19 protein-coding genes are annotated in these 21,363 nt (G+C 66.4%); 13 read left to right on the top strand and 6 right to left on the bottom strand.

The features are described 5' to 3' along the window. Positions 1 to 319: 319 nt before the first annotated feature. The 3 genes from KF745_02765 (at position 320) to KF745_02755 (ending at position 2,251) form a co-directional block, all read left to right on the top strand. Positions 320 to 544, top strand: coding sequence for an addiction module protein (locus tag KF745_02765; GenBank protein ID MBX3357329.1), 225 nt, complete (start codon positions 320 to 322; stop codon positions 542 to 544). Continuing rightward, complete coding sequence (locus tag KF745_02760) at positions 541 to 876, top strand: type II toxin-antitoxin system RelE/ParE family toxin (GenBank protein ID MBX3357328.1); 336 nt, start codon at positions 541 to 543, stop codon at positions 874 to 876. The genes KF745_02765 and KF745_02760 overlap by 4 nt, the downstream gene beginning before the upstream one ends. Positions 877 to 1,396: 520 nt before the next feature. Beyond that, positions 1,397 to 2,251, top strand: coding sequence for a hypothetical protein (locus KF745_02755; GenBank protein ID MBX3357327.1), 855 nt, complete (start codon positions 1,397 to 1,399; stop codon positions 2,249 to 2,251). On the opposite strand, the gene KF745_02750 is transcribed toward KF745_02755, so the two are convergent. Both KF745_02750 and KF745_02745 read right to left on the bottom strand, forming a co-directional pair. After that, the gene (locus KF745_02750; GenBank protein MBX3357326.1) at positions 2,248 to 3,273 is read right to left on the bottom strand and encodes an HNH endonuclease; all 1,026 of its coding nucleotides are present in this window, start codon (positions 3,271 to 3,273) and stop codon (positions 2,248 to 2,250) included. The genes KF745_02755 and KF745_02750 overlap by 4 nt on opposite strands. Before the next feature lie 20 nt (positions 3,274 to 3,293). After that, positions 3,294 to 3,737 (bottom strand): hypothetical protein, encoded by a 444-nt coding sequence (locus KF745_02745; protein MBX3357325.1) that lies wholly within the window; start codon positions 3,735 to 3,737, stop codon positions 3,294 to 3,296. Positions 3,738 to 4,036: 299 nt separating this feature from the next. On the opposite strand from KF745_02745, the gene KF745_02740 reads away from it, so the two are divergent. Continuing rightward, entirely contained in the window at positions 4,037 to 5,884 is a 1,848-nt protein-coding gene (locus KF745_02740) for a ParB/RepB/Spo0J family partition protein (GenBank protein MBX3357324.1), read from the top strand. Between the two features lie 84 nt (positions 5,885 to 5,968). Here KF745_02740 and KF745_02735 read toward each other — a convergent pair whose 3' ends face one another. Then, positions 5,969 to 6,505 (bottom strand): DUF1572 family protein, encoded by a 537-nt coding sequence (locus KF745_02735; GenBank protein MBX3357323.1) that lies wholly within the window; start codon positions 6,503 to 6,505, stop codon positions 5,969 to 5,971. Between the two features lie 521 nt (positions 6,506 to 7,026). On the opposite strand from KF745_02735, the gene KF745_02730 reads away from it, so the two are divergent. From KF745_02730 to KF745_02705, 6 genes are all read left to right on the top strand, one after another. Beyond that, a complete protein-coding gene (locus tag KF745_02730; protein ID MBX3357322.1) occupies positions 7,027 to 7,707 on the top strand; it encodes a ParA family protein in 681 nt (226 codons plus the stop codon). Positions 7,708 to 7,721: 14 nt separating this feature from the next. Beyond that, entirely contained in the window at positions 7,722 to 8,018 is a 297-nt protein-coding gene (locus KF745_02725; protein ID MBX3357321.1) for a hypothetical protein, read from the top strand. Between the two features lie 116 nt (positions 8,019 to 8,134). Further along, positions 8,135 to 8,989 carry a hypothetical protein gene (locus tag KF745_02720; GenBank protein MBX3357320.1) on the top strand — a complete coding sequence of 285 codons (855 nt, stop codon included), beginning with the start codon at positions 8,135 to 8,137 and terminating at the stop codon, positions 8,987 to 8,989. 179 nt (positions 8,990 to 9,168) lie between these two features. Further along, positions 9,169 to 9,660, top strand: a complete 492-nt coding sequence (locus KF745_02715; GenBank protein ID MBX3357319.1) for a hypothetical protein — start codon at positions 9,169 to 9,171, stop codon at positions 9,658 to 9,660. 2 nt (positions 9,661 to 9,662) lie between these two features. Next, positions 9,663 to 10,361 carry an adenylate/guanylate cyclase domain-containing protein gene (locus KF745_02710; GenBank protein ID MBX3357318.1) on the top strand — a complete coding sequence of 233 codons (699 nt, stop codon included), beginning with the start codon at positions 9,663 to 9,665 and terminating at the stop codon, positions 10,359 to 10,361. Positions 10,362 to 10,496: 135 nt separating this feature from the next. Further along, a complete protein-coding gene (locus KF745_02705) occupies positions 10,497 to 11,321 on the top strand; it encodes a nucleotide-binding protein (GenBank protein ID MBX3357317.1) in 825 nt (274 codons plus the stop codon). Here the strand turns inward: KF745_02705 and KF745_02700 are convergent. From KF745_02700 to KF745_02690, 3 genes are all read right to left on the bottom strand, one after another. Next, positions 11,318 to 11,914 carry an SEC-C domain-containing protein gene (locus tag KF745_02700; GenBank protein MBX3357316.1) on the bottom strand — a complete coding sequence of 199 codons (597 nt, stop codon included), beginning with the start codon at positions 11,912 to 11,914 and terminating at the stop codon, positions 11,318 to 11,320. The two genes, KF745_02705 and KF745_02700, sit on opposite strands and share 4 nt — an antisense overlap. Beyond that, entirely contained in the window at positions 11,911 to 13,467 is a 1,557-nt protein-coding gene (locus KF745_02695) for a hypothetical protein (GenBank protein ID MBX3357315.1), read from the bottom strand. Before KF745_02695 ends, KF745_02700 begins: the two co-directional genes overlap by 4 nt. A 119-nt stretch (positions 13,468 to 13,586) precedes the next feature. Further along, entirely contained in the window at positions 13,587 to 13,820 is a 234-nt protein-coding gene (locus KF745_02690; protein MBX3357314.1) for a DUF2188 domain-containing protein, read from the bottom strand. A 202-nt stretch (positions 13,821 to 14,022) separates the two neighbouring features. Between KF745_02690 and KF745_02685 the strand changes: the two genes are divergently transcribed. The 3 genes from KF745_02685 (at position 14,023) to KF745_02675 (ending at position 21,342) form a co-directional block, all read left to right on the top strand. Further along, positions 14,023 to 15,078 carry an AAA family ATPase gene (locus KF745_02685; protein ID MBX3357313.1) on the top strand — a complete coding sequence of 352 codons (1,056 nt, stop codon included), beginning with the start codon at positions 14,023 to 14,025 and terminating at the stop codon, positions 15,076 to 15,078. An 18-nt stretch (positions 15,079 to 15,096) separates the two neighbouring features. Next, positions 15,097 to 17,322 carry a S8 family peptidase gene (locus tag KF745_02680; protein ID MBX3357312.1) on the top strand — a complete coding sequence of 742 codons (2,226 nt, stop codon included), beginning with the start codon at positions 15,097 to 15,099 and terminating at the stop codon, positions 17,320 to 17,322. A 72-nt stretch (positions 17,323 to 17,394) separates the two neighbouring features. Then, on the top strand, positions 17,395 to 21,342 hold the full coding sequence (locus KF745_02675) for a hypothetical protein (protein MBX3357311.1): 3,948 nt from the start codon (positions 17,395 to 17,397) through the stop codon (positions 21,340 to 21,342). Positions 21,343 to 21,363 lie beyond the last annotated feature (21 nt).

Below are 21,363 nucleotides of genomic sequence, written 5' to 3'. Positions count from 1 at the left end.
CCGCCTTCCACCCCCGGGGCGTACAAGGTTGTACCGCACCGACCTCGTCCACTTCCCGGCGTAGGCCCCCGAGAGAGACTTCGCCCTTGCGTGCGCGAACACCGCGAAGGTCGTGGAGTCAAAACAGGGAGGCAGCTCTTTGGGAAGAAACCCACGCTGCAGGATCCCCTTCGTAGTCGGCCGGGCAGGTGGCATCGGTAGCAAGGTTAGCAGGGAAACGTAGAGGCCTGGCGGTCACCCTGCACTGGCAACTCCGCCCTTTACAAGGTCAATCGAGCGTGTCATTCTCCCCACCAAACCCACACAGATGGAGGATTGCGTGCACCCAACGGGACACCACGACTTTGACTTCTCGGCCTTGTCCGTCACCGAGCGGATCGACCTTGCCCAGCGGCTCTGGGAGAGCGTCCGCGACTCCGTCGAGGCCGCGCTGCTGACAGATGCCGAGGTCATCGAGATCCAGGGCCGCATCGCAGCGATCGACTCGGGCCTCATGGTCTGTGAGCCCTTCGACGCCGCCATCGTCCGGATCGCGCGGCGATGACCCCCCTCCCGCACCAGACCCGCCTCCTGCCGGTGGTCATCGCGCCGCCGGCAGTGTTCGAGATCGCCAATGCGGCATCCGCGTACGACGCCACGAGGCCCGGACTCGGACGAGAGTTCCTCGCCGAGATCCGCGGCGCCGCGGTGCGGATCGAGGAGTTCCCCCTCTCGTGCCCCGAGGTGCACCCGGGTGTGCGACGGGCCCTGACGCATCGGTTCCCCTTCGGCGTGCTCTACCGCGTCACGCCCGAGGCGGTGCAGATCCTCGCGGTGCTGCCGACGATGGCCGATCCGATCTCCATGCTCCGGCGGGCCGTGACGGTCGCTCAGTAGCGGCAAGTTCACCGCATCGAACAGGCGCGAAGAGGTCGACTTCACCACAGTCCCTACTGGCTGACCGGCTCGTATCGCGCGGGGCATCCCGTTCCCGCGTTGCCTGCACCGTCGCGACTGACGTGGACCCCGCGAGCGTCTGACAAGTTGGCCTTTCGTCCCATTTCCTCCCGGCCGGGCACGTTCCGCACGGCGCTGTGAGTGCTGCACGATCGGTGCAGCTGCGGCAGTGTGACCGGGGCGGGTTTCCCTTTGACTGAGTCGGCTTTCGGACGCGGCGCGGCCGCCGTCGCGGCTGGCTCTGCCCGCCTTCGAGCCGGGCACGCCTCGCGCCAGGTCCCGCAGGGACGGGACTGGATCTGGCACTCGGCTGTGCAGAGGCGGGCTCTCCGGCGGGCGGGTGGAGGAAGCGACGGTGTAGAGGAACGGCCGCGCCGCTTGCTCCCTGGTGCACCCGCGAGTGGTCCCTTGCCCGGTGAAGGGACCGCACGTCGCGGGACCCGCACCAGGAGCAGAATCCATGAAAGCCGACCAAGTCAAGAAGATCGCCGATCAGGCCCTCGAATCACTCGCCACCGCGCTGGCCGCAGGCAAGAGTGAGGCGCTCACGAAGTACCTCGCCGTGTTGGCCCGGTTCCACAAGTACAGCTTCGGGAACGTGATGCTCATCCTCTGGCAACGGCCGGAGGCGACCCACGTCGCCGGGTTCCACACCTGGAAGTCGCTGGGCCGGTTCGTCAAGAAGGGCGAGAAGGGGATCGCCATCCTGGCGCCGATGCTGATCAAGCCGAGGGACGAGGACGAGAGCAATGAGGGCAAGTCCCGTCCGGTCCTCCGGTTCCGCGGCGTGCACGTGTTCGACGTGGCGCAGACCGAGGGCGCAGAGCTGCCCGAGCCGCCGCAGGTCGCCGGCGATCCGGGCGTGCACCTGGAGCGGATCAAGGCCCTCGTCGCGGAGCGGGGCATCACGCTGGACACCGAGGACCTGCCGATGGGGGCGGACGGCGTCTCACGCGGCGGGCGGATCAGCGTGCGGCCCGGCTTGCCGCCGGCCCGTGAGTTCGCAGTGATCGTGCACGAGCTGGCCCACGAGCTGCTGCACCGAGGCGAGGACCGGAAAGAGATCTCCAAGACCGTGCGGGAGACCGAGGCCGAGGCGGTGGCGTTCGTCGTGTCCTCCGCCATCGGGCTGGAGACCGGAACCGCCGCGAGCGACTACATCCAGCTCTACGACGGGAAGACCGAGACGCTGGCCGCGTCGCTCGACCGCATCCAGAAGACCGCGGCAGAGATCATCGCGAAGTTGATCAGCCACGCCGACCATGATGTGCGGCAGGCCGCGTCCTCGACAACCACGGTGACGCCCCAATGCTAGAAAGCCTCGTCCTCGTCGCTCTCGCATTTGCGCCATGCGATCGCCGGCGTCCGGTCGCTGCTCGGAGGAAACCCCGCCCCAAGGGCGATTGGTGTCGTCTTGACGACGAGGCGAATCGGGCCCGACCCCGGCGACGCCTCCACGCTCCTCACCAGCAACAGCGCCAGGGTCCGAGTGCTCCCCCGGAAGTGAAGGTCGAGCGACGAACTGCTGAACACGTTCCACGAGTCCATCTGGAACACGACCTCGATGCCCTTCGCCCGGCACCGCACCCGTCGTTCCTCGTTCTCGCCTTGCTTCCGCACTGTCTTGAAGTGGCACCGGCGATTCAACGACACGACGGCCATCGGGTAGAGCAGGCTTCGCAGCTTGCGGATGCCCCAGACCTCGTCCAGGTCAAGCGGCGGGGTCTCATGAATCAGCCCCTCCACAATCCCCGAGTAGAACTGCTGGAGCTGACGCGCCTTGTCCTGGGCCCAGGTCTCGAACACCGTTCGGGGAGGGCCGAACCGTTTCTCTCCATCCCCGCTTCGTGGCAAGCCGTCGTCGTCGACGATCCCTCCCTGCCGTAGGCGGGAGAGTGAACCGAGGGGCGGATCGGCGCAGTGCTCCCGATGCAGCTTCAGCACAAGCCCGAAGTTGAAATAAGTCCAGAGGCGCGTGTCCAGCATGTCGTCGCTCCGGGAGGACACCCGCTTCAGGACGCGGCGCGATACCCGGGCTTCCCACACCGCCTTCCACTGCCGCAGCGTCGCCGGCGGGTAATCCGCCTCCGCCTTGTCGACAACGGTGTGGTGATTGGGGCAGAGGAGAATCAGATTGTCGTAGCCGTCCCCCTCTCCAGCGCCGCTGTCGTTCCGCGCCGATCCCGGGCGTCGCCCGATCACGTGCGCCATTTCGCCCATCACGACGCTTCCGCTGTTGTCGAGCAGCGGAAGAAGGCTGACCAGGCAACCGGGAGCCGAGCAATGTCCCGCGGCACGCCCCCACAGCAGCTTGATATCCCTCTCTGAGATTGCCATGACTCTCCCTGTACCTCGGATCAGTCGTACGCCAGCAGGGTGTCCCGGAGCGCTGACCTGACGAAGTGCTCCTCGATCGACGCCCACGTGAACTTCTTGCTGATTTTGTGATTGCCCCTAGGCAACACGCCGTACATGTCCCGGAACTCCATGAGCAGCGCACTCTCCAGCTTCTCCCACATGGCGATGCTCTGGACTCCACGGCACTTGACCACGAAGAAGTGGAGCGTTTTGAATCCGTGCTCCGTCAGAAGTTCGGTAGTTTTCTTGGCCGCGCTCTCGGCGATCCGCGCCACGCCCCGTTCGGTGGTCCCGATGTACACCACTCTCGACTTGAGACCTGCCGGGTACTTCACGCGCCTATTCGCGCACGCGATGTATACAAGCTGCGGCTCCCGAGGAAGCCCCTCCCGGTGAACGCTCAGCGCGTGCTGCCCGTATTTCGCAATCTTCCTGCGTGGCACGCCGACATCGTACCAGTGGTGCCGGGCCCGCCCTATCAAGCCGGGCACTGGTCCGCTCAGGTGCCGCGGGGGCTGGTCCGGGCCGGATCAGGTCAACAGACGGTTCGGCCCCGCGGGGCGTCGCGGGGCCGGGCGTGTCTTCATTGAGATGAGTGGATGCCCCTTGCCTCTCGCCGGGGTGATTGTACGCGCGGGGGACCCCCGCGCCAGGAGAGCAGCCCACCTCCGTCGAGAGGCAAGCGCCCGTGCGATCGGTTCGACCGAGCGACTTGGCCCGTCTCGGCACAAGGAGACTGGCGATGCAGGCCAATCAATCGAGCCACAGTCAGGCGAGCGTAACCGTCCCGTTGTCCAAGCTGGTGGCCAACCTCCGGAACCCCAGGCGGGTCAAGCCGGAGCGGGAGGCTCACCGGAAACTGGTCGCCTCCATCCGGGCCCACGGGCTGCTGGAGCCGCTGGTGGTCCGGCCGGAGAACGGGCACTTCCGGGTGATCGCGGGGAACCGGAGGCTGGAGGCGCTCCGGGCGGTGTACCAGGATGAGACAGTGTCCATCCCGTGCGTCGTGCGAAAGGTCGAGGCTGAGGAGGCCGAGGAACTCAGTCTCACCGAGAACTTCACCCGCGAGGGGATGCACCCCTTGGACGAGGCCGAGGCGTTCGCACGGATGGCCAGCGTCGACCGCCAGGGAGTCAACGCGATCGCGGCCCACTTCGGAGTGAGCGAGGCGTACATCCGGCAGCGGATGAAGCTGGCCGGGCTGTGCCGCACGGTGAAGGACGCGTACCGGGCGAACCAGATCGACACCGCGACGGCCGAGGCGTTCGCGGCGGTGCCCGAGGCGAGGCAGATGGAGGTGTGGAAGGAGACGGATGGACGGCCGAGGCACGCCCAGCACGTCCGCAACCTGATCGAGGACCGGTGGATCGACGCCAAGCACGCTCTGTTCGACGTGGACTCGCTCCCGGCGGAGGCGGTCAGCACCGACCTGTTCCGCGACTGTGTCCTGATCGAGCGGAAGGCGTTCATGCAGGCCCAGGCCGCGGCGTTGACCAGGGAGCGGGAGACGCTGATCGAGGACGGATGGAAGGAGGTCATCGTTGGCGAGCGGGCCGAGGTGCAGGACCGGCTGTACTCCATGAGCGAGCCGGAGCCGAGGTTCACCCAGGCCGAGCGGGCGAGGCTCGACAAGCTGGCCGAGAAGCGGGAGAAGATCGAGATCGGCGAAGATGACGCGGACGACGACAAGGCATCGGCCGAGTTGGACGCGCTCGACCAGGAGGAGGATGAGATCGTCCGCGAGGCCCAGGGACGGTACGACGAAGAGACCAAGTGCCGGGCGACGGCGTTCCTCGTGCTTTCGCCGGACGGCCGGGTCGAGCGGCACTACCGGGTGCCGAGGATCGGCAAGGACGAGCGGCGGAACGGGACGGCGGGCGGTGGCGGGAAGCCGGAGGCCCCGCCCCCTCCCCCCACGGCCAACGACCTGTCGGACCGGCAGGCCGCAGCGGTTCGGCATCACGAGGCGATCGCGGTGCGGCAGGCGGTCCGGACGGCCCCGGCCATCGTCCGCAAGCGGCTGCTCGTGCTGGCCCTCCACGACAAGGTGACCAGCGATGCGATCGCGCTCCGCCGCGAGGCCAACGGGACCACTCTCCACGCCGGGGCGTCGGAGACGTTCAAGTCCGACGTGTTCGCCGCGCTCCGCAAGGAGCGGGACGCGATCGACCCGTTCAAGAAGGACAGGATCGTGTACGAGGAGGACGCGTACAAGCGGCTGTGCAAGCTGAACGAGAAGGCGTTGGACGAGCTTCTCGTGGTGCTGTTAGCCGACTGCCTGACCGGGCACGGCCAGCGGGAGACGGCCCTGCTCGGCATGCTGGCGACGGAGTTGAAGGTCGCGGTCCGCGATCACTGGACGCCGGATGCCGAGTGGCTGTCGGGGTACCAGAAGATCCAGCTTGCCGACCTGGTCGGGACGCTGGGAGGAAAGGCCCGCGGATCGGCCGCCCTGAGCCGCAAGAAGTCGGCGCTGGTCGAGGAGTTGGCCGCACTGTTCAGCCAGGCCAGGACCCAACCCAAGGGGTTTGAGGACAAGACGCTGGCGGAGCGGGTCAACGCCTGGACTCCGAAACGTGATGCAGACTGACGCGCCGCGCCAACCGAACGCGGACGACCGCCGGAGCGATCCCGCTCCGGCGGTTTTCCTTTTTTCCCGCTCGCGACCCCGCCGTCAGTACGGCAGCCCCTTCGTACGATTGAACTCTCGCGTCCCGCCCGGTCGAACCGTCTGCCACCGCCATCCCTCGCTTCCAGCCAATCCGCGGGCGATCTGCATGATCTGGCCCGTGTGGTAGGCGGCGTGTGCGAGTGCTCGCGCCATCGCGAGCGGCAGGGTGTGCAGCTCGTTGCGTATGTGAATCGTTCGAGAAAGGTCTTCCGGGCGCAAAGCGTCCACAGCGCTCAGCAACGTCTGCCAGCCGCGGTCCCACAGGGCCATGAGCTGATCTCGGGGCAGGCGGCGATCTGCAAACTCGGTGTCGCGGTCACGCGTGGGTCGTTCGCCATCGACCTCCAGCCATCCAGAGCCGAAGCGAGACTCGAAATTGCCCGCCAAGTGCTGGACGATGACCGCAATACTGTTGAGCCCCGCCGCCAGAGGCGAGTGAAGCTGCTCGTCGGAGACCTGGGCCATGGCTCCTTCTGCGAGCCTCTTCTGGGCTAGAAAGGTGTCCCGCCAGGAGCGGATGATTGTCGCGGCGTCGTGCATCGACGAGTGTAGCTGGTGGCGTTCGACATAGGGTCGACGAATCGAGTCGACTCGGCGGAAACATCGACACCCAGGAAGGCCGGCCTCCGGCCGCTCGGGGCTCCGCAACCCGGACCAGCTCCGCCCTCTCGCGGCCGTTTCATCCGAACGCCTGACCGTGGCATCGAGCTTGAGAACTTGACCTGACGCCCGGTTCATCCGACCACTTGCTGATTGCCAACTTGAACCATTTTGTGTGCAGACATCTCCCCGATCGCTGCTCGCGATCGGATTGCACCGTGAAACCAGCCGGCCGTCCGACTGTCCAGCAAGCCTGACGGCATGCTGGCCAGCCGGCACGACAGCGTGATGGCAGACTTGCCAGATGGACACCCGTGTTGCAGGCACGTCGTCGTGCATGGTGGTCGTCATGCTTGCTGGCCTGCGTGCACGCTTGCTCTCGAGCAGGCGAGCATGGGGGCTTGCGAGCCGTCGTGAAATACTGCTTGCCTGTAAGGCTCGATCCGTGGTACGGATCGGGGATGATCATCACCATCGCCAACAGCAAGGGAGGGGTCGGTAAGTCCACGCTTGCCGTCCACCTCGCCGCCTGGCTGTGCCGTCATGGGCACGGCGTGGTGCTGGCCGACTGCGATACCCAGCAATCGTCATCGGAGTGGGTTCGCGAGGCGGCGCCCGAGGTGCGGGCGGTGACGCTCGCGGATGCTAACACCATTTTGAATGAACTCCCATCGCTGGGGCAGGAGGCGGACTTCGTCATCGCCGATGGCCCCGGCAGCCAGACTGAGACCAGCAGGGCCTTGCTGCTCCGGTCGGACTTTGCCATCGTGCCGTGCAAGGCGTCGATGCTCGAAGTGCGGGCACTGGCCAAAGTCACCGAAGTGCTGCGGCAGGCCCAGGACATCCGGGGCGGTGCCCCGGAGGCGAGGATCGTGCTGAGCATGGTCGGCAAGAACTACCGGCTGACCAAGGACATGAAGGATGCGGCCCAGGCGCTGTCGCTGCCGCTGGCAACGACCGCGATGACGCTCCGGCAGATCTACGCGGATGCACCGGGGCAGGGGAGTGTCGTCTGGGATATGGGATCGCGTGCCAGGGACGCCGCGATCGAGGTCGAGCAGTTGTTCAGTGAACTGTTGCCCGATGTGTTCCTGCACGAACCGGCGAAGGCGGGACGCAAAGAGCCCGCCGAAGCGAAGTGAGGGGAGGGGAGATGGTGGACAGGAGGACATTGACTGAGGGAATCAAGCCGCCGGCCGCGGCGGCCGCTGGCAATGCCGTGGATCCCGTCAAGGAGCGGGAGTTCGTGTACTCGAACCGGCCGGCTATTGCCAACGCCGGCCCGGTCGTGGAGCGTGTGTCGATCACGACACGGATCAGAGGGGATCTCGCGAAGGCGTTGAAGCGGGCATCGCTCGAACGCCAGTTGAGCGGGACCGAGCCCAACACCCTGCAGGACATGCTCGAAGCGGCGATCGAGCCGTGGCTTCGGAGCAACGGGCTGATCCGGTGAGGGACTCGGAGCCCCCGGATTGGGACGGCCGCGGCCGCGAGCTGGTCAGGATCCCGCGCACGATTGAACGGTTGATCGATGCGGCCACGGCCATCCGGCAGGAGCCGCCGGACCGCATGGACTTCCTGCACTCGGTGCTCTGCCAGATCGGGATGCCCAGGAGCCGGACGGTGGAGCGGATCTACGAGCGGCGGAGCGGGCACGCGAGCCTGCTCTTGGAGGCCGGCAAGCTCTACAACGGGCTCGACTGGGTGGATCAGCCTCTGCCTTATGGAGCGACGCCCCGTCTCGTCCTGGTCCACGTTTCCTCTGAAGCTGTGCGGACGCGGAACCGGTCCGTTGAGATCGGCGACAGCATGCGGCAGTTCCTCACGCGGCTGGGCATGCAGACCAGTGGGGGCCCCCGCGGTGGGTACACCGCCCTCAAGCGGCAGATGGAAGCCCTCGCGGCGTGCCGCATGACCATCGGTATGTTCGCGCACGGCAAGGCCGTGACGCTGGATGCCAAGCCGATCAAGCGGTTCGAGGCCTGGCTTCACCAAGGGGACCAGGATGGGTCACAGCGGACGCTGTGGCCGGGCGTTCTCGAACTCTCCGAAGACTTCTACAACACGCTCGTGGGGCACGCGGTGCCGCTGGACTACCGGGCGCTCGGTGCTCTCAAGCACTCGTCGCTGGCTCTGGACGTGTACACATGGCTGGCGCATCGGCTCTGCCGCGTGACCAAACCGGGTGGTGTGAAGTTGAGCTGGCAGAACCTCAAGGACCAGTTCGGGCCGGCTTACGCCCGGTCCAAGGACTTCAAGAAGGAGTTCCGGCACGCGCTGCGGCAGGTGTGCGCCGTGTATCCAGATGCCCGCATCGACGAGGTGATAGGGGGGCTGGTGCTGCGGCCGTCGTTGCCGCCGCTGTCACGCGGGTGGGTCGCGATGCCGCGATCGTTGAAGCTAACTGGGCCTGTGGATAAGTGAGGGACAGCGGGAGTTGTCCACGCTGAATCGCCCTCCGGTATGCGCTGAATCGCCCTCCGTGAACCCGACAAAAGTGCGCTGAATCACCCCCCCAAACCTATAAGCAACACCAATAGTCCTTCCAGATTGTTGCTGGTCGTCCGTCTGTGGGCGACTTCAGGGATTATCCTCCAGCCACTATGGACGACAGCACACTGCAGGGGCTCATCGAGCGGCAGGAGCAGATCCTCGATCGGAACATCGAGGCGATCGCATCGGTGGACAGCAAGGTCAATTTCGCAGCGACGATCGACACCGCCCTCCTTGGGGTCATCGCCGCCGTGGTGCCCGAGCCATCGGCGGTCACCTGGGATCAGATCCTGGCTGCGTTGTGCGGATCGGCTGGCTGTGTCGTCAGTCTGTTTTTCTGCTGGGTGGCCACATTTCCACAAACCGAGGGGCCCGGGTCATTGATCTACTTTGGCAAGATCTGCAAGCGCAACGCTTCTGAATACCGCGAGGCGGTGCTCGCGTGCGGGCCAGCCGAGTACCTCAACGACCTGATCGCGCAGACACACGTCAACGCAGAGATCGCCGCCGGCAAGCACGGCGCGATGAAGTACGCACTCGGCTACCTGTTCAGCGGTGTCATCCTCTGGGCCGCAGCCGTCGCGTACCTGTATCGAGGGTGACTATGGGGTTCACAAACGACCTGAAGAGCGAAGTCACGAGCATCATCAACTCAGAGTTCGTCCGCAGGCAGGGCCGCAAGGTCCCGGAGACTGTGGACCTCACACTGGGCAACGAGGCTGTCGACATCGATGGTGCGGTGCTGTACGCCGACCTTGTGGCGTCGACGGCGCTCGTTGACAGCCAGAACGACCGATTCGCCGCCAAGGTCTACAAGATGTACCTGGTGGCGGCCTCAAGGATCATCCGTGCGGAGTCCGGCGAGATCACGGCGTTCGACGGCGATCGTGTCATGGCAGTCTTCGTTGACGACTCCAAGTGCACCCGCGCCGCTCGGGCGGCGCTCCGCATCAACCACGCTGTCCGCGAGATCATCAACCCTGCCATCAAGGCAAAGTACTCTGGCACGGACTTCGAGCTCCGTCAGGTCGTCGGGATCGATGCCGGTCCCCTCATGGTGGTCAAGACCGGGATTCGCCAGTACAACGACCTCGTGTGGATCGGGCGGCCAGCGAACTACGCGGCCAAACTCTGCGCGATGCGAGAGGGCGGGTTTTCCTCCTGGATGACCAAGGCCGTGTACGATGGCATGAACGACTCGACAAGGATCTCGGCGGGAAGGCCCATGTGGGAGCCCGTGCCGTGGGCCGGCATGAAGGGAGCGGTGATCTACCGTTCGAACTGGCACTGGGGGATCGATTGATTCACGCGACGGGGTCGTGCCGCGGGCATGCGGGCCGGGAGGATCGTCATGAAGGATCGTTTCGTGGGAGACGCGGGCCGCAAACGGCTGGTCGACGCCTTGCTCGACAGCCGGCTTGTTCAGCACAATGAGGGTGTGGCGGCGCTGCTCGCCGAGCACGGCGAGCTGGTTGAGTTCCAACCGGGCCAGACGATCATCGAACAGGGAGCCGCCGACAACACCGTCTACTTCATTCTCACCGGGGTTGCGGACGTGTTTGTGAATAACCGTGCGGTTGCCGCGCGCGGTCCGCGGGAGACGATCGGGGAGATGGCGGTGATTGAACCGGCCGCGCCGAGGTCGGCGACGGTCAAGGCGCGGGACGCGGTGACGGTCCTCAAGTTGGCAGGGGAGACGTTCGAGTCGATCGCGGAGCAGACGTCAGGCAGTCTCTGGAAGGCGGCCAGCAGGATCCTGGCGGAACGACTCCGGCAACGCGAGAAGTTCCATCGGCCCGCGAACCCGATGCCGGTCCTGTTCCTGGGGTCATCCGTCGAGGGGCTCAGTGTCGCGCGGGAGGTCCAGCAACAGCTCAAACACGACCCCTTGGTGGTCAAAATCTGGACCACTGGGGTCTTTGGGCCGTCCGGCATTCCCGTCGACGACCTGATACGGCAGGTGTCGGAGGCAGACTTCGCGTTGTTCGTCTTCGGCCCCGATGACAAGATCGCGAGCCGCGACCAGCAGTACCAGGGACCCCGCGACAACGTGGTGTTCGAGCTCGGCCTGTTCATGGGGAAGCTCGGCCGCGAGCGCGTGTTCCTGATGCGGCAGCATGGGGGCGATCTCAAGATACCCACCGACCTGCTGGGGGTGACCCCGATCACCTACGTGTGCCGCGAGGGCTGCTCGCTGGCCGACGAACTGGGGCCGGCGTGCCACGAACTGCGCCAAGCTACCCGCAAACTCGGCGCCATCTAGCGGCGACCTTTCGGCCGCGACAGCTTCCACAGGTGGCACTTCTTGTACTTCTTCCCGCTCCCGCAGATGCAGGGGCCGTTGGGAGAGGGGCGCCTCTCGCGGGCGGCCTCCAACAGCCCCAGGTCCCCGTGCGATCGCTGCGGCCCCGGCCACCGGGCCTTGATCCCGGTCGTCAGTTCCTTTACCAGGTCCCGTTGGTAGATGGTCTCCAGGCGAAGGAACACATGGACGCGGGCGAGGATCGTCGCGAGCGCATCCGGGCGCAGGCAGTTCACCTCGGACTCTCCCGGGACGTAGGGGCAGAGCTTCCAGTCCGATTCGATGTGGCTGTCGACCGTGTTCCGCCAGCGGTCGCGGTGGCTGTCGAGGTAGACGCTGGGGTGCAGTCCACGGGACGGAAACCCATCCGGGTAGACGAACCGAAGCGCGAATCGATCAAGCTCCGTGCCGTGCTCGGAAAGGAGCCGGAACGTGCCGCGGATCACGGACCGTCCGGACTCGTCGATCGTCGCGGTCACGCCCTCCATAAGGCGGTGTGCAATCTCCTGCTCGCCGGCCCACCGCGCCGGATCGGACTCGAACCACGCCGTCACGGCTCGGGCATCCAGGGCTTCTGCGGACGGGGATTGTCGGTGACCACCCGGACGCGGCCTGCCTCTGCGACGGCGCCGAGCTTGCCGCTCCTCGCCGCCGCCTCTTCACGAAGGTCGTCGAGCCGGCGGAACGTGAGGCCGTCCGCCACGAACGACCCATCATCCTCCTTGAACTCGCCCTTGAGCACCTCGTCGTTGATCGTCTCGTACAGCTCCTCTGTCAGCCGGACCTGCCCGCCGGTCGATTCGAGCTGCAGATCCTCGGCCATAATCACCTCCGGCCCCAGGCAGATCACTTCCCGCTGGCCCTTCTTCCCGAGGCGGGAGACGAGCACGCGACCCACGGCCAGGCCGACGGCCACCCGCAGGTCCTTCCGATCTCCGAGTCGGCCTCTCAGCACCTGCTCCATGGACGACTGCACGCCGATCGCCGCATCGATGGCCTTCCGACACCGACGCCCGTGACTCGTGTCATCGTCGCCGCATGGCTCGTGCAGGATCGCGAAGACCCGGTCACCCTGATGCTGCAGCACCACGCCGGAGTAGTCGTCCTTGAGGATCGCGTGGAACTCGTGGCGGATCATGTGCAGCTGTTGCACCAGGGCCGCGACTTCGTCGTCCTCCTCGGCGTTCTGCACGTGCCGTGTGAAGCCGTCCAGGTCGGCGTACACCGCGATCGCCTCCGTGCGCCGGCTGTTCCGCTCGGTCAACGAACCGACGTCGATCGCGACCTCTGCCTCGGACACCTCCATGTCGGCGAGCGGCAGTTCGTCGCGGTATGCCTCGGTCTGCTCCCGCCACCACTGCTCGTCCCAATCGATGTCGAGCTCCTCGGCCACCTCCGGCGCCGTGCTCCATCGGAGCCCCCGGCTCTTGAACGTCTGATGGCCCGCCACCACGCCCGCCTTGTCGAACCGAGCCTGTAGGGACTCCGGGAGATGGTCGTACACCTCTTCGGTGACCGTCACCGTGTTCCCGGCCCCCAGGACCTTAGCCGCCAGGTTCGCGCTGCTCCCCAGGCAGATGCGTTCCCGGTCGCCGTGGGTCCCGATGTTGGCGATCAGGCTAGTCCCCGCGGCAACACCGACGGCGCTCTGGAAGTTGCGCACGTCATCGAAGACGCCGTTGAACACGTCGTACATGTACGTGTTCAGCGTGATCCCCATCACGACCGCGCGGAGGGCCCGCTGCGCCTCGTCGGAGTAGGGCTTGTAGCAAAGAGCGTGGAGCCGCGCCGCCTGCAGCTGGATCCGGCCGATCTGATCGTCCCCGATGATCTCGGGGGCCTTCAGCAGGTCCGACTGCACCTTGCGCAGCACGCTGGCCGCGCGGATCAGCTTCTTCTGCTTCTGCTTGTCCGCGCCGGCATCCAGCACCGCGGCGTGGAAGTTCGGAACATCGGCGTACAGGTGAGCGGCCTCGGCGCGCCGCACCTGCTTGGTGCTGAGGTTCGCGAAGTCCATCGTGCGGGCCAGGTCCGCCACCTCGATCTCCTCGTCCTCGAAACTGTGCTGCTCGACCCGGTCCCGTGAACTCTGTTCATCCCAGCCCATCGTTTGTGCTCCTTCACCATACCTGCTCGTTCTGCCCACGCATCTCGTTCTTGAACACATCCGCTGTGACGTTGCGGCTCCGTCCGCCTGCATCGCATCTGATCGTCGGCGAACTGCGATTAGTGCCGGCGGTCCCTGGGTGGATTGGGATCGTTCCCGTAGCTGTTGGGGTTCTGGATCCGGCCGTTCTCCCCCTTGATCCGCAACTCCCCTCCAGACTCTTTGGCCAGTTCCTTGCCGCGTTCGATGGCCGGTGCCTTGGTCTGGAACACCTCCGAAGCGCGATGCGCGCCATCGCGCCGCACCTGCCAGCCATCCTCGTGCGGTCCGACGCTGTAGTTCTTGCTCGCCATGACGATCTCCATTCCCCTATGCCCCGACTCGGCCATCCCGCAGGACCGGAAAAGTACGCCTTCTCGGGCCATGTGGACGAAAACCATTGTAGACGTTGCGAAATCGTCCAGTCAATGCTACCATTGAGTAAGAGGTGAAATGGCACAGCCGGAACAGAAACATGACTTGTCCAAGGATTTCGTCCACTTGGCCCGGCTAGCGATGGCCGGCCGTCCCCAAGACGTGCATCTCTTCCTCTACAAGCTGTCCAAGCGGTACCGGGACACGGCGCCGCAGATGGCCGCTGGGGTCGCCGAGCTCCTCAAGGAAGGGCCGACCCGCGCATCGCCGCTGCGACGGCAGGCCGAGCACGCGGTCCCGGTTGATCTCGATTCCAAGCTCCATCTGCTCCGCGTCGAGCACGCTGCCGAACTGGAGGTGGACCCCATCTTCAGCGACGCGGTTCGATCACAGCTTGAGACGCTTGTTGCCGAGCGACAGGCCGGTGAGCGATTGAGAGAGGCAGGGCTCGATCCGACGAGGTCGGCCCTGTTCACCGGCCCCCCCGGTGTCGGCAAGACGCTCGCTGCCAAGTGGCTGGCCGTTCAGCTGGGCAAGCCGCTGCTGGTCCTGGACCTGTCCGCGGTCATGAGCAGCTTCCTGGGCCGGACCGGCGGCAATGTCCGTCAGGTGTTGGACTACGCCAAGACACAGGATTGCGTCCTGCTGCTCGATGAGCTCGACGCGATCGCCAAGCGGAGGGATGATCGCACCGAGATCGGCGAGTTGAAGCGCCTTGTCACGGTGCTCCTGCAGGAGATCGATGACTGGCCGTCGACCGGCCTGCTGCTAGCCGCCACCAACCACCCCGATCTGCTCGATCCGGCGGTCTGGCGACGGTTCGACATGGTCGTCGAGTTCGGCCTGCCGACTGCGGACCAGGTCGCCGAGGCGGTGCACCAGTTCGTCGGGGACGCCATGCCCCACGACGCGCCGTGGCAGCACGCACTGGGGATCGTCCTCCAGGGCAAGTCGTTCAGCGACATCTACAGGTCGATCATCGCGGCCCGACGCGCCGCCGCCGTGAGCGGCGAACCGCTCGATCATCGGCTCCGCGGCATCGTCCGGCAGCACGCCGAGGGCCTCCGGAAGGCCGATCGGATCGACCTGGCAAGAATCCTCACGCAGTCAGACGTCGTCTCCCAACGGGACGCCCATGAACTGACCGGCATCAGCCGCGACACCATACGCAAGGCGGTTCGTCATCACGATGAATGACGGCCGGAGCATCCCACCATGCCGCAGCGCCCCAACTTCCTGCTCGGTCGCGGCGAGAACCTCGTCGAGCCCATCGTGGTACCGGGCCGTCCGGTCGAACGCGAGGCGCCGTACTCCATCCCGGCCGCCCGTGAGCGGCTCGAGCCCATGCTTGTCGCCGCGGTCCGCCGGCTGGAAGCGCTCCCGGATCTCGCGTGTCCGCACGACCAGACGGTGGCGAGCATCACGCTGCATCCGGAGTACATCGCCAAGAGCTATTTTCCCAGTCGATTGATCAACGCCGTGGGCCTCCGCACGGTTGGCAGCCGCGGGGTGGAGGTCACGCCCGAGCGTCGCAGCATGGGCAGGGTGCCCGAGCCCAAGCCCAGCACGGAGGTTTTCGTGGCTGGGCCCCGCGGCGCCTTCCGCGATTGGGCCGACAAGCTCCCGCGGTGGACCATCAAAACCGTCGGGGCCGATGACCTCGCGGCCGTTGAGAAGTTCGCGGCGATTGAGCCCGCAGGCAAGATCAAGGCCGTGTTCTCGAAGCACGACGAGGTCCTGTTCGAGGTGGTGCTCCACGCCAGCGATCGCCGCCATGACGACTACATCCTGGAGGGATTCCGGGCGTTCCTTAGGCCGTTGGGCGTGAAGGCGGACATGGACCTGCGGTTCTATGCCGGCGGGCTCTGCTTCCTTCGGATGAAGGCCCCCAAGGCCCGGATCGGTGAGATCGCGGAGTTCTCGTTCCTCCGCGCCGCCCGCGAGATGCCCAGGATCCGCGTGATGAGGCCGATCATCCGCGGTCTTGCGCCGAAGGGGAGCAAGGTCTCGCTCCCCACGCAGCCGCCCCTGGATCCGTCGCTCCGGGTCGCAGTCTTCGACGGCGGCTTGCCCGACCGTTCCCCGCTGTCGCCTTGGGCGGTCGCCCACGACACTGACGGGGTTGGCAGGCCGCTGAAGGAGCTGCACCTCCACGGCCACGCCGTCACTTCCGCCCTGCTGTTCGGGAGCATCGACCCTGATGCCGCGGCCGAACGACCCTTCGCCGCCGTCGACCACTATCGGGTGCTGGACGAGAAGTCTCACCACGACCCCTACGAGCTGTACGACGTGCTCCAGCGGATCAAGTCCGTGTTGGAGACGAAGCAGTACGAGTTCATCAACCTCAGCATGGGCCCGGCGATGCCGGTCGATGACGACGACGTGCACGCGTGGACCAGTGTCCTTGACGAGTACCTGTCGGAGGGAACCACCATCGCTTCGATCGCCGTCGGCAACGGCGGCGAAGATGACGCCGAGCTCCGGCACAACCGCATCCAGGTCCCGGCGGATTGCGTCAACGGCCTCTCCATCGGCGCCTGCGACTCTGCCGGTGTGAAATGGAAGCGTGCCGTGTACAGCTCGATCGGCCCCGGACGAAGCCCCGGGATCGTGAAGCCAGACCTGCTCGCCTTCGGCGGCAGCGACCGCGAGCCCTACCTGGTGCTGGACGCCGACGCCGTTCCTAGGGTTGTCGGAGTCACCGGGACCAGCTTCGCCTCGCCCGATGCGCTCCGGTCGGCGCTGGGGATCCGCGCGCACTTCGGCCAGAATCTCTCGCCGCTGGCGATCAAAGCGCTACTGATCCACGGCAGCGAGAACCCAGGATTCTCGCGCACCGACATCGGGTGGGGGCGCATCGCGCGGACCATCGAGGCGATGGTGATCTGCCCGCCGGGCATGGTGTCCGTCGTCTACCAAGGCAAGATGGAGGCCCGCAAGTTTGTCCGCGCTCCGATCCCCATGCCCGGTGCGCAGCTCGCCGGCCGCGTGTCGATCCGGGCGACATTCTGTTTCTCGACACCCGTAGACCCCGGCCACTCCGGGAACTACACCCGCAGCGGACTGGAGGTGTTCTTCCGCCCCGACAAGGAAAACCGTGATCCGCCCGATGCGCTCCACGCCAAGACCGACACATTCTTCCGGCCGGGTGCGCTGTACCCGACCGAGGACAAGCTCCGCCGCGACGCCCACAAGTGGGAGACCTGCTTGCACGCCGAGGTTACCAAGCTTGGTCGGAGTCTCAACGGACCGGTCTTTGATGTGCACTACAACGCCAGGGCTGAGAGCCACAGCGTGTCCTCGGCGCCGAAGATCCGATACGCCCTGGTCGTCACGGTCGAGGCGCCGCGTGTGGCGGACCTGTACGACCAGGTTCTCCGCCGCTACAGGAACCAACTCGAACCCATCAATCCGATCGTGCAGATCCCCCTCCAGACCTGATCCAACCGTGCCCTGCACGGCCGCGCACCACCCGTTCGCCGCCTTGGAACGCGGGAGCCCCAGGAGCTCAGTGTGGCTCGACAACTCGTGACTTCCCTCGACCTTGCGGCGTACTTCGTATCGACGCGCCGTGATGCGCAGGAACTCCTCCCCCTTGTCGTCCGCCGGCTGATCGTGGCCACCACCATACCCGGCACACTCGGATCGTTGACGATTCCAGCGGGCGACGACATCCGCCTGACCGGATGGGATGGGCGCGTCGAATCGGCTTCCAGGCACCCGTACATCCCGACCGGCGCCTCGGCCTGGGAGATGGGTGTCGGGCAGGACCCGGAACTGAAGGCGGACAGCGACTTTAAGAAGCGCACCGCCGCGCCGGCGGGCGTCGATCCCACCGCAACGACGTTTGTGTTTGTTACGCCGAACGTCTGGGCCGGAAAGGACGCCTGGATCGCCGCGCGAAGGGCGGAGGGTGCCTGGCTGGATGTTCGTGTTGTCGACGGGCAGGTGCTCTCCGAGTGGTTCGACCTGGCCCCCGCGGTCGCCGTCTGGTTCAACAATGAGCGGGGGACGCCCGTCGCGGAACTCGATGATGTCGACACCAGTTGGCGCCGCAACGTCCTGACCCCGCTGACAAAGCCGGCAACCCCCGCGTTGATCATCGGCGGCCGGGACCAAGAGGCCGCCACGCTTAGGGCATGGCTCGCCGATCCCCGGGATGACCTCGCTGTGACCGCGGAGTCCGCCGATGAGGTCGTTTGCTTTGTAGATGCAGTCGTGCTGGGCTCGGAATCGGGGCCCGTCGCCGTGGACCTTGCGCCCCGTACGCTGATTGCACGAGGGGCGGGGGCCATCCACCACCTCGGAGCTCTGCACTCGCCGCACATCGTGGTGGTTGCCGACCCCACGCTCGTCCCGGACCTGCGTTCGGCACGACTGCGGAATGTTCACCTGGTCGTTCCGCAGCGGAACGACCTCGGTGGTGCGGCGGAGCGCCCCGGCTCGCGACTGGACCTGCCGCCTCTCCGACGAGAGGCGATCGAGAGAGAACTTTCACCGTTCGGGTACCGGCCCGATGAGGCCGCACGGATCGCACGAGAATCGCGCGGGAGCCTTCAAGCGGTGCTGTGGGCCTTAGGGCACAGTGGCCTCCAGGATCTGCCCTGGCTTCAGGAACCTGCGGCCAGCCTGCTCGCGCCGCTCGTTCTTGCTCGTCGTTGGACTGTTGCCGAACACCCCGATCACACGGCCGTCGCCAGGCTCGCGGACCGCGAATACCGGGACGTCTTCGTGACAGCCGCAGAGTGGCGCAAGCCCGGCGGTCCTCTCCAGGTCGCCGGCAAACACTGGGATTGGAAGGCCTGGCGGGTGGCCTGGGAGCACCTTGCACCCCACTTCACGCACGACCTGATGGAGCGATTCTCTGAGGTGGCGCTCCGGGTGCTCGGCACCCGCGATCCTGCGCTGGATCTTGCCCCGGAAGACCGGTGGATGAAGTCGCTGCGGAACAAGACACATCAAGAGTCCACCCAACTGCGAGAGGGGCTGGTCAGCTCAATTGCGATGCTCGCCGTTCGCGGCGACCGACTTCGCGACATGGATGGTCCCGGCATCGCCGCCGGCCTCGTTCGGACCTTGCTGGACACCGAATCCCTCTCCGACTCGTGGCTGTCCCTCGGGCCCTGGCTCCCGGATCTGGCCGAGGCCGCCCCCGAGGTGTTCCTGGCCGCGGCCGAGCGCGTCGTCGAGGACCGTGCCGTCCTCACCTCGATCTTCACCGAGGGCGGCATGTTCGGCTCCAGCCCGCATACCTACCTCCTGTGGGCGCTCGAACGCTTGGCGTGGAGCCCCGAACTGGTGTCGCGGGTCGCGGTTCTGCTCGGCCGGCTCGCGGAGGCCGATCCGGGGGGCCGGCTGGCCAACCGGCCCAAGAACAGCCTCCGAGAGATCCTCTTGCCCTGGCACCCCGGGACGGCCGCATCGTTGTCGCAACGATTGGACGCGTTCGATCACGTCAGCAGTCGATGCCCCGACGCCGCGTGGCGGTGCTCCCTCGCCCTTCTGCCGTCGGATCATGACGTCTCGAGTCCGAGCGCCGAGCCGCAGTTCCGGGACTGGCGGCCGGCGGACTTCAAGCAGCCCAGCATGGCCGACTACCGCGAGTTCACCGAGTCCCTCGTTGATCGGGTCATCACCATGGCCGGTCACCTCCCGCAGAGATGGGAGGAGCTCGTCCGCGAACTCCCGGTGCTGTTCCGATCCGTGCCGGCGCATGCGGGAGCCGCGGCCAATGCACTGATGAATTTGGATGCGCGAGGGTGGTCGAACGAGGAACGGCTGGCGCTCGCGGAGGGGCTGCGCGAGCTGATCCAGCACCACGAGGAGTTCCCGGAGGCGGATTGGGCCTTGGAGCCGGCCGAGTTGGAGGTGCTCCGTCCGCTCGCAAAGAAGTTCGAGTCGGACCGCGCCCGCGACCAGCATCGTTGGCTGTTTGTCGCGAACCCCCGCGGCCTCGGGAATCGCAAGGCCACCTGGAAGGAGGAGCAGGACGAGGTCACCCGGGCGCGGGTGGCGGCCGTCGAGGCCGTTCGAGTGGAGGAGGGCCTCCGCGGTGTGGTGGACTGGTCGAAGGAGGTCGAATCGCCCGAGGCGCTCGGCGCCACGCTCGCCGAGCTCGTATTGACGGACGAGGAGGAGATCGCGATGATCGATGAGACCCTCATCTCCGGCGCAACCGACGTGCAATGGACCACCAACCGCCGCTTCGGCGATGGGTTCGTGCGAAGGCGCGAACAACGCGTTGGGTCAGCGTGGGGCGCTGGCCACCTCCAACGGATCCGTGAGGCTGGTCCCCGCGATGCTGCGGTCCGCTTCGCGCTCTCGCTGGCCCCCTCAGTGGACCTGTGGAAGGCGCTGGACGACATGGACCGCGAGCTGGCGGCACGGTACTGGACCCAGGCGAGTCTCCGCTTCCTGCGGATTGAAGAGGCCGAGGTCGCTCTGTCCCGGCTGATCGAGGCGGGACGGCCCTACACCGCGATCTCGCTCGCAGCCCTGCTGACGCACGACACCGTGAGGAGCAAATCGGGCGAAGATTCGGTCGCTCGCGTCCTTGCCCTCTGCGAGCTCGTCACCAGGCAGCTGCCGCAGCACGATCCCGCCGCGGAGCTCGGCGCACCCTCTCTGTCGTGGTTGGCCCACAGCGTCTCGGAAGTTCTGGCCTTCATCGAGGAGCACGCGGGGTCGGGCGACGACGTCGAACGACTGCTCGTGAACTGGGAGTGGCACTGGCTGCCCGTGCTGGAGCACTCTGGCCGGGGTCTAAGGGCGCTGTGCAGACAGCTGGCGAGATCGCCGGAGTTGTTCGTGGAACTCCTCCAACTTGTCTATCGTGCCAAGGGTGAGGCCGTTCCCGACGAGCCGGCGACGCCGGAAACCCCATCCTCGAACGCGGATCAGCGCCGGCTTCGTGCTAGACAGGCATGGAAGCTGCTGGAGGCGTGGCACGTCGTCCCCGGTCTGGACCTCCGGACTGCGAGGCCCACGGTGCCCGCAAGCGCTGCAAGCTCCGACGACGCGGCCACCAAGCCGGCCGTGGAGGGGACCGTCGACGAAAAAGCACTGGGAGAGTGGATCGACAGCGCCCGCCGACTGGCAGGCGACTGCGACCGGCTCGACCTGTGCGATTCCCACATCGGCAAGGTCCTCGCCTTCGCGCCCGCCGACGAGGATGGAGCCTGGCCCTGTGCACCGGTTCGACAGCGGATCGAGCGGCTCGCGAGCCAGAGGCTCGAGTCGGGCCTGGCCATCGCCATCCACAACAGGCGCGGCGTGCACTACGTCGGGCCCACCGGCGCCCCCGAGCGCAAGATGCGTGATGCGTATCGCGCGATGGCCGCGAAGCTCGAGCGGGATTCACCCCGCACCGCCGCGGTCCTCCGCAGTGTCGCCGACGGCTACGAGACCGCCGGCAAGCAGCGTGACGCGGAGGGCCGGCGTGACGAGTTTCGCGACCTCTAATGGGGCACCGTCAGGAGTGAA

It is taken from the genome of Phycisphaeraceae bacterium, from assembly GCA_019636655.1.
Taxonomy (GTDB): Bacteria; Planctomycetota; Phycisphaerae; order Phycisphaerales; family UBA1924; genus JAHBXB01.
This window is presented reverse-complemented; position numbering and strand designations above follow the sequence as displayed.

Excerpts from the sequence above, each read along its gene's own strand:
- KF745_02730 (MBX3357322.1), top strand. The coding sequence starts at position 7,027 with ATGATCATCACCATCGCCAACAGCAAGGGAGGGGTCGGTAAGTCCACG.
- KF745_02760 (MBX3357328.1), top strand. The coding sequence starts at position 541 with ATGACCCCCCTCCCGCACCAGACCCGCCTCCTGCCGGTGGTCATCGCG.
- KF745_02690 (MBX3357314.1), bottom strand. The coding sequence starts at position 13,820 with ATGGCGAGCAAGAACTACAGCGTCGGACCGCACGAGGATGGCTGGCAG.
- KF745_02740 (MBX3357324.1), top strand. The coding sequence starts at position 4,037 with ATGCAGGCCAATCAATCGAGCCACAGTCAGGCGAGCGTAACCGTCCCG.
- KF745_02720 (MBX3357320.1), top strand. The coding sequence starts at position 8,135 with ATGGACTTCCTGCACTCGGTGCTCTGCCAGATCGGGATGCCCAGGAGC.
- KF745_02680 (MBX3357312.1), top strand. The coding sequence starts at position 15,097 with ATGCCGCAGCGCCCCAACTTCCTGCTCGGTCGCGGCGAGAACCTCGTC.
- KF745_02750 (MBX3357326.1), bottom strand. The coding sequence starts at position 3,273 with ATGGCAATCTCAGAGAGGGATATCAAGCTGCTGTGGGGGCGTGCCGCG.
- KF745_02755 (MBX3357327.1), top strand. The coding sequence starts at position 1,397 with ATGAAAGCCGACCAAGTCAAGAAGATCGCCGATCAGGCCCTCGAATCA.
- KF745_02685 (MBX3357313.1), top strand. The coding sequence starts at position 14,023 with ATGGCCGGCCGTCCCCAAGACGTGCATCTCTTCCTCTACAAGCTGTCC.
- KF745_02715 (MBX3357319.1), top strand. The coding sequence starts at position 9,169 with ATGGACGACAGCACACTGCAGGGGCTCATCGAGCGGCAGGAGCAGATC.
- KF745_02710 (MBX3357318.1), top strand. The coding sequence starts at position 9,663 with ATGGGGTTCACAAACGACCTGAAGAGCGAAGTCACGAGCATCATCAAC.
- KF745_02695 (MBX3357315.1), bottom strand. The coding sequence starts at position 13,467 with ATGGGCTGGGATGAACAGAGTTCACGGGACCGGGTCGAGCAGCACAGT.
- KF745_02735 (MBX3357323.1), bottom strand. The coding sequence starts at position 6,505 with ATGCACGACGCCGCGACAATCATCCGCTCCTGGCGGGACACCTTTCTA.